Raw genomic sequence first — 7,242 nt, 5'->3', positions numbered from 1 at the left:
CGATACGCATAACAAAGATGAGTTTATCAATACGGGGGCCATGTTCGGTGACAAGGGCGAACACCGTATTTTGTGGGCGATGATACAACTGCTGAATGCCCCGCAACGCTATGTAAAGAGGGGGAATTTTCCGTTACTTCCCGATTCTGAAGCCAAAGTCTGGTGTGATAAATTGGCACCGATTAGCGTACCCTCGGCCATGCGCGTTACCCAGTTCAAACGCTGGCAATTCGAGCTCCAGAACACCCTGTATGCCTATAAGCCGAAGATCACCACGCTGAATGTATCAGTGTTTGGCTTCAGCCGGGGCGCTGCCGAGGCGCGCGTGTTTGTGAACTGGCTGATGGAGGTGTGTGAACGCACGGCGCATGGCTGGCTGTTCGCCGGGATACCGCTCAATGTGCAGTTCCTTGGGCTGTTTGACACGGTAGCCTCGGTAGGCGTGGCGGATACGATGGGGGGTGGCACGCTGGCAGGCCACATGAGCTGGGCGGATAACACCTTGCAGATACACCCGGCCGTGAGGCGTTGCGTGCACATGGTGGCGGCGCACGAAGTAAGGGCCACCTTCCCGCTGGATTCAGCGCGCGTACATGGTCGGTACCCCGGTAACGTGCAGGAGATCATGTACCCCGGAGCGCACTCGGATGTGGGCGGTGGCTATGCGCCGGGAGCTATCGGGGTATACCCGCGCATGGGGGATAACCTCAGCGTGTTTGCCGGGCAGGACATGTACCATGCGGCGCGGATTGCCGGGGTGCCACTTGTTCCTTGGCAGAAACTTCCTGACTTTGTATCGTCCGCCTTGTTACCTTCAAAAGAGCTCATCCGCGCCTACAACGGTTATCTGAATGCCTGTGGGGTGAGTGCCGGGCCGGTGGATGAAATGCATCGCCAGCACATGGGGCTGTACCACAGCTACCGTTATAAATGGCGCAATGAGTTCACCACCCGCAAGATGGCATATCGGCATGCACGCACGGCGGCCGAGCAGCAGGGCTTGCTCAAGGTGCAAAACCGGTTTTTGCAGACTATTTGCTTTGGCTTGGTAGACCCACTGTCAGGTGACCAGTCACCTGCGAGTGCGGCTGCGCTATTTGAGAAGATGAGTAAAGCCTCTGGTGCCCCAATGACCGAGGCGGATCAGCCACGAATGGCCATGGCCGTGGCACGCAGCATTGCGCCTGAGCGGGTGACGCCTGAAATCGACTTTTTGTTTGACTGGTTCGTACATGACTCTATGGCGGGGGCTCTGGCAGAAGGGCTGAATGAATTCAGGTTTAACAGCATGGGGGCCGCGCGTTTCAGAACGATTTTCAAGGGAAATGATTAGGCTTTCTGGGCGCGACAAAATGTTTGCCTACAACGGCGGGCTGCGCCTGATTGCCGCAGGCATGAATATCGAATTCAAAGCCCTGCAACGCAATATCCGGCTTTTTTCCAAACTCAACATCACCTACCACGCCAACCGCATCCACCTCACCGCCGACAAAGAGATCGTCATCAACGGCGGTGGCAGCAGCACGCACTGGACTGCCGCCAGCATTGAGAGCGCCACCTTGGGCAAATGGTCTGTGTATTCCGCATCGCAAAGCATGCCACAGGCCAAGAGTATGCCGGTCAGTATGCCCACGTTACCGAATATTCATCCGGAAGGGCCGTATAGCGAGACCGTCAACCTCACCTCGCTTCTTGCAACGGCAGCAGAAGAAGAGGCGATCTATGACGATGCCACCGTGGCATTCAAAAACCCGACAGGTCATTTGGTCGCCCATGGCAATACGGATGAAGAGGGCGCCAGCGTGGATGTATTCCGCGATCAATCGGCGAAATTAGCGAGTTATGTGGGCCATGGGGTTTGGTTACTTAAATCAGAGGGACATGAAGAATGAGTGAATATGAAATGGCTGCAGATACACCTGTGGAAGAAGATCAGGTTGCCACTTGTCGCTTCAAGCTTAACTTTCTGGATTTTATTGGTGAGCCAATAGAAGGACTCACCTGCCGGATCACCCTTACTCTGGACGATGGCAGCCAGCAGACGCTCTCTGCCACCACCGATGCGGAAGGCTATGTGCCGCCAATGGAAAATCTACCCATCGGCAGTACCGCCATGATTGAAGTCAAAAATGACGCAGGCCAGTATCGCCCTGTCGGTGACGTGTTTATGGACTCCCCCGCTATTACCACCACCGCCATCAGCCCCAAAGTCAAAATAGAACTGCTGCCCATGCAACTGCACGAAGGCGAGCCCGGCACTATCGAAGACGAAATCCCCGATATTGCCTGTGACCCGGATGTGATCGTCCTCGACCCCGGTCAGCTTTCTGTGCCACCTCCCGCTGTCGCAAGCCCCGCGACCCTTGCCGCCCCCAATGCCAAACCCCGCGTTCGCAATCTGAGCCACAACGTCGGCGTTTCCAGCAAACCCATTCTCAAACAAGGCCGCGATAAAACCGGCAAGCCCATGACCGTTGTCCTCTTCAACAAAGGCGACTGGTACGAAAAAGCCGGGGCGGGGGTACGCGCTGGCATTCACTGGCTATGGAGCTGGGCCGACTTTACCCCAGAGCGCAAAGGCAAGCCCACACGCGCCAGGCTTGCACTCAAAAACCCACCTTCCGCGCCAGAGGCTGTTAAAGAGTTAATCCGGGTGGCCGAGCAAAACACAAAACTCAGGATTAACCAAAGCGCCACTACCGTGATAGCCAACATGACCAATGGCAAGTTTGACCGTAAATACAAGGACAAGGAAAGCTGGATAAGCCTGGGTTTTTGTGCACGTTACGTCAATATTGCACTCAAGCAAGCACAGATTATTAATGGGCACATGAATCTGCCTTGCGCTTCCGTGGCTGGGCCGCAATTGGAGGAGCTGGGCTTCCGTGATGTAACTGATGCCGTTCCTGACCCCCGCTGGGCGGCGGCGGGGGATGTCATTGTCTATAAGTGGAGCGACCAGGAGTGGGAGAAAAAGAAAAGAGAAGGGAAAAACCCTAATCCTAGCCTTCCCAATTATGGGCACATCGACATCCGCTCTTATGATAGCTATATCAGTGACTTCAAGCCTAAGATGCAGCATCCAGAATGGCGGAATTATGTCGATATAAAAATTTATCGAAAAGTATATGACCTCATGCCGACCTTGCGCATGAAGGCATTCTTGCGTTGTCTCCGCGAATACGAATGTCAGGCCGAGCGAGACGATGCCAAACGCTACCATATGTTGAATAGCCCACTTCCCAATGGTGAGAAGCGATTTGCCAATTTCGCGAAGCATCCTTGGTATGGTGTCATGGACCATCTCCCACACAACGGGTCTTCAGCAGCAGGGGCCTACCAAATGACCTCTGACACATGGCGGGAGTTCTTGAAAGTAGTGGAGCCACATCTTTCAAATATCCAAGATACGCCCACCTTTTCCCCGTTGATGCAGGATCGCTTGGCTGTTGCCATTCTTGAGTCTAAAAGTGCACTAGCCTCGGTCAGAACAGGCAATATTCAAGAGGCCGTTAATAAAATTACAGGGCGCTGGAGTAGTTTGCCTGGCGGCAAGCATAACTTAAATCGAAAAACGCCGGATGGAAAACCCATGGATATGAATTATTTCACCGCTCTATTTAATACTTATTTAAATGAAGAAATGAAAAAGGAAAGCTTGGCATGAAGATTGTTTTAAGATTGTTTTTTTATGGATTTATTTTTTTATCACTGACTAGTCGGGCTGAAGTGTCATCCCGCTTCAGCCAAGATCAGCAGGAATTAATTAAATTAGTACAGCAGTTCTACGGAATTACCAGGGCCATATACGTCGGTGCGGAGTTTAATAATGAATTCAAACCGAAAAATCATTGCCCATTTATGGAGAGGTTTATTGTAAAAGAATCTTTATTTAAAAGTGCGCAAGGTGATTGTTTCTTACCTCTTAGATATCCAACAATTGACGAGGGAGCGTACCTTCCAGACTATCCGACGCCTCAAATTCAGATTCCTGTTGTAAAGGGGAATCTGGCAGAGGTGTTGGTTTTGTTTAAAAAGCCAGACACTGGCCGCGTACGGTATTACCTTAAAAAAACACAACAAGGATGGCGAATTTACAAAGCCCGTTCGGATGAGCGCGCTTATGTTCCAGAAAATAATACGGATCCCGAGATTGACGAAATCCCATTCACGGACTTTCCCCCTAGCGCGGATGAAATCGAGCGAGAATACCATCCTAAATAGTCTTTAATCCAGAATGCTGAATACGCCACTCCCCAATGGTAACAAGCGCTTTAATGATTTTTCCAAACACCCTTGGTATGGCATGACGAATCAGCTGCCGAGCCATGGTTCAGGGGCTGCTGGAGCATATCAAATCATTCCAAAAACTTGGAATTCAATTCTTTTGGACCCGTCAGCGCAACGTATTGTCGCTAAGTCCGGGGAGCCTCTGTTCGATCAAAAAATGCAAGACCGTATTGCTGTCGCCATATTAGAAGGTAGAAATGCACTCGGTAGTATTCGGACCGGTGACATTGAAAAGGCAATTCAGCTTTTGCAAACAGAGTGGACTAGCTTGCCTGGAGCTAAAGAGAATGTTAGACGCAAAACAGTAGATGGAAAATCTATGGATATGGATTATTTTAGTTCTCTATTTAATAGCCACTTAAATGAAGAAATGAAAAAGGATGCTTGATATGAGAAATATAAGTGTTTTAATTAGTTTGGTGATTTCTATATTTTCTGGAATATCATTGAATGCTAACTCAGAAAGTTTTAATGAAGATCAGCAGTCAGCAAGAGCCTTAATTGTAAAACTATACTCAACAGATACTGATAAATTAATTAACGCTAATTTTGGAGGGAAATATATTCCTACAAAACATTGTCAGTTGGTAGGTGAGTTCTTGGCGAAGGAGATTATTTTAAAAGATAATCAAGGGTTTTGTTTAACTCCAGATATTTATCCAACGGCTGGGCCAGAAGACTATTCCAAGGAAACATCCTTTAATCCCTTACCTAAGCCGATTATTAAAATGCCAGTTGTCAAAGATAATCTTGCAGAGGTGTTGGTTCTCTTCAAACATGATCCAAGTCGGGTACGTTTTTATCTGAAAAATACACCAGATGGCTGGCGTATTTATAAATCGCGCTCAGATACTAGTGCGGACATTCCTGAAAATACTAAAAATCCAGATGATATGCGAGCTTTGGTGTTCACATATTTCCCCCCTAGCGCGGATGAAATCGAGCGAGTAAAACATTCTAAATAATCTTTACCACAGAATGCTGATTACGCTTTTGTTCAATGATAACAAGCGTTTTAGTGATTCCCCCCCCTTGGAATGGCATAACGCCCTTCGTTATCCCATTGAGGGGCTGACATGCCATCTTAAATTCGACGACAAAGTTATCGTTACCAAGACGGACGTTCGCGGCATGTTGCCTAAAATAATCACGGCAAACATAGCGTCTGCTGTTGAGGTCTGGGTTGAAAACAAGGCTAGCGCATTAAAAAAAATAGGCAGCACCGTCTCGGGGCTTGGGCATCAGTGGTTTACGCTGATTTCGCCGGGTATCAAGTTAATGGCCGAACTGGCCGCCCATGATGAGAAGCAAGCGCAGAAAAAGATCACCCCCGCCAATAGTGCGCAAAAACTGCATCATGGAAAAGCCGAAGGACAAGCCATCAAACCCGGGCACCCTGTTAAAAAGCGCAAGAGCCAAGCACACAATACCGAAGTGCTTGAGATGGAAGTCCCGCAAGGTCTGATCGACCTCTTTAAACACTATCGGGATGAGCCTGTCACGGAAGAGAGCTGGAAGATTGAAGCCAATATCTTGATATGCGATCCCAAAGTGCTCAAGGCCATTCACCATGTCGAATCTAGTGGTTCAGGCTTCAGCCGGATGCAATTAAAAGATGGCACACGCCTGCCTAAAATTTTGTTTGAGCGTCATCTGTTTCATCGCCTTACCTGTGGCAATGGCCCCTTGCCCAATAGCAAAAAACACAAGCGCCACGGTATCGGCGTCGCAGGTTGCCAATCCCCGCATGATCAAGACCCCGATATTTGCTGGCCCAGCGGCTACATTCTGAGCAGAAAAAAACTGGGCGAAGAAAATGCCCGCATGCCGGATGGTGTCATCGAGCAAAGCGACCTGTATGGCAATGAACGGGCAACTATTTCAAATTGCTGAAAGCCTATCGCCTCAACCCGGAGGCGGCCCTAAAGGCCTGCTCCTGGGGCGCATTTCAGATATTGGGGATGAATTATGCGATTGCGGGGGATTATGACAATGCGCAGTTGTTTGTCAGAGATATGTGCACATCAGAGGCAAAGCAATTAACAATTCTCCGACAGTTTATTGATAAAAATTCTCGCCTGCGCAAGGCGGTGCAGGATAAAGAGTGGGACAAAATCGCCTATCACTACAACGGCCCCAAGTATGCCGAAAATAACTATCAGATCAAATTGAAAGAAGCCTATGAAAAGCTTTAAATCTTCGCTATGTATCGTTGCTATATTGTTTTACCCCTGCTTTATTTTAGCTGATGACATCATGATCATGACACCACAAAATGAAAAGGGAGATTTTTGGGCTGGGGATAAGTCATCTCCGAATCCTAAATACGATACCCGACTAGATATGCTGAGAGAGGAAACAGTTAAGCCATATGTCCTTAAAAATTTAGCGACTTTACCCGTGAATCCGGCCATGACTGAGTTATGGTCAGGCAATTCAAGTGCGCGCTTTTCTCTTAATGGGCATATGTATTCGATGTTCGCTAATACTTTCATGCATAAAACAAAACCTGACGAAGTATGTTCGTGGCTGAAAGCAGAAAAGAATGGCCTACCCAATTATCAATGCCCAGAAGGTCAGCCTCTGCACTTTGATTGCCACTTTTACTTCGTCAACGACGATAGCCAGATCAAGGCGGTGCATATCGCCAAGCTGTCAATCCCCGAATCCAGGCGCCCGCCGTTTTGCCAGACGGTATTGGGGGTAGGTGCTGCCAATAAAACAGCCCCTGCCTTGATGGTCACTGTGCAGTATTTCAATACCGAATCCCCTGTTGCCAAAACCGCCTCACAACTGGGTTCAAACTGGCTACGCAGTACGCTGCTGTTCAGGCTACAAGAGAAGGATGGTGAGCTGGTGGTGACACAGGATGATAGCTGCCTGGGCAACCCAAACAAATTTGAGACGATCCCCGATGCGCGCAAGGCGTTTAAGCAGCGAGGGTGCAAATAG

Annotated in this window: 9 protein-coding genes; all 9 read left to right on the top strand. The window is 49.1% G+C overall.

Annotation, left to right across the window (positions count from 1 at the left end; genetic code table 11):
* A partial coding sequence (locus tag LG203_RS07460; RefSeq protein ID WP_230345197.1) for a T6SS phospholipase effector Tle1-like catalytic domain-containing protein occupies positions 1–1,333 on the top strand: 1,333 nt, incomplete at its 5' end.
* On the top strand, positions 1,326–1,892 hold the full coding sequence (locus LG203_RS07455) for a DUF2345 domain-containing protein (protein WP_230345196.1): 567 nt from the start codon (positions 1,326–1,328) through the stop codon (positions 1,890–1,892). The genes LG203_RS07460 and LG203_RS07455, both read left to right, overlap by 8 nt.
* Entirely contained in the window at positions 1,889–3,667 is a 1,779-nt protein-coding gene (locus tag LG203_RS07450) for a lysozyme family protein (protein ID WP_230345195.1), read from the top strand. Before LG203_RS07455 ends, LG203_RS07450 begins: the two co-directional genes overlap by 4 nt.
* The gene (locus tag LG203_RS07445; protein ID WP_230345194.1) at positions 3,664–4,224 is read left to right on the top strand and encodes a hypothetical protein; all 561 of its coding nucleotides are present in this window, start codon (positions 3,664–3,666) and stop codon (positions 4,222–4,224) included. Before LG203_RS07450 ends, LG203_RS07445 begins: the two co-directional genes overlap by 4 nt.
* 82 nt (positions 4,225–4,306) lie before the next feature.
* Positions 4,307–4,678 carry a lysozyme family protein gene (locus LG203_RS07440; RefSeq protein WP_230345193.1) on the top strand — a complete coding sequence of 124 codons (372 nt, stop codon included), beginning with the start codon at positions 4,307–4,309 and terminating at the stop codon, positions 4,676–4,678.
* Between the two features lies 1 nt (position 4,679).
* Positions 4,680–5,255, top strand: a complete 576-nt coding sequence (locus tag LG203_RS07435) for a hypothetical protein (RefSeq protein ID WP_230345192.1) — start codon at positions 4,680–4,682, stop codon at positions 5,253–5,255.
* Between the two features lie 13 nt (positions 5,256–5,268).
* Complete coding sequence (locus LG203_RS14350) at positions 5,269–6,183, top strand: N-acetylmuramidase domain-containing protein (RefSeq protein ID WP_268867360.1); 915 nt, start codon at positions 5,269–5,271, stop codon at positions 6,181–6,183.
* On the top strand, positions 6,177–6,485 hold the full coding sequence (locus LG203_RS14345) for an N-acetylmuramidase domain-containing protein (protein ID WP_268867359.1): 309 nt from the start codon (positions 6,177–6,179) through the stop codon (positions 6,483–6,485). Before LG203_RS14350 ends, LG203_RS14345 begins: the two co-directional genes overlap by 7 nt.
* Entirely contained in the window at positions 6,472–7,242 is a 771-nt protein-coding gene (locus LG203_RS07425; protein ID WP_230345191.1) for a hypothetical protein, read from the top strand. Before LG203_RS14345 ends, LG203_RS07425 begins: the two co-directional genes overlap by 14 nt.

This window comes from Methylovorus mays (genome assembly GCF_020531915.1).
GTDB lineage: Bacteria > Pseudomonadota > Gammaproteobacteria > Burkholderiales > Methylophilaceae > Methylovorus > Methylovorus mays.
Note: the sequence above shows the minus strand (reverse complement) of the source record. Positions and strands in the feature narration are given on the sequence as shown.

What these genes read in the sequence shown, in the direction of transcription:
- LG203_RS07455 (WP_230345196.1), top strand. Translation starts at nt 1,326, where the DNA reads ATGATTAGGCTTTCTGGGCGCGACAAAATGTTTGCCTACAACGGCGGG.
- LG203_RS07450 (WP_230345195.1), top strand. Translation starts at nt 1,889, where the DNA reads ATGAGTGAATATGAAATGGCTGCAGATACACCTGTGGAAGAAGATCAG.
- LG203_RS07445 (WP_230345194.1), top strand. Translation starts at nt 3,664, where the DNA reads ATGAAGATTGTTTTAAGATTGTTTTTTTATGGATTTATTTTTTTATCA.
- LG203_RS07440 (WP_230345193.1), top strand. Translation starts at nt 4,307, where the DNA reads ATGACGAATCAGCTGCCGAGCCATGGTTCAGGGGCTGCTGGAGCATAT.
- LG203_RS07435 (WP_230345192.1), top strand. Translation starts at nt 4,680, where the DNA reads ATGAGAAATATAAGTGTTTTAATTAGTTTGGTGATTTCTATATTTTCT.
- LG203_RS14350 (WP_268867360.1), top strand. Translation starts at nt 5,269, where the DNA reads ATGCTGATTACGCTTTTGTTCAATGATAACAAGCGTTTTAGTGATTCC.
- LG203_RS07425 (WP_230345191.1), top strand. Translation starts at nt 6,472, where the DNA reads ATGAAAAGCTTTAAATCTTCGCTATGTATCGTTGCTATATTGTTTTAC.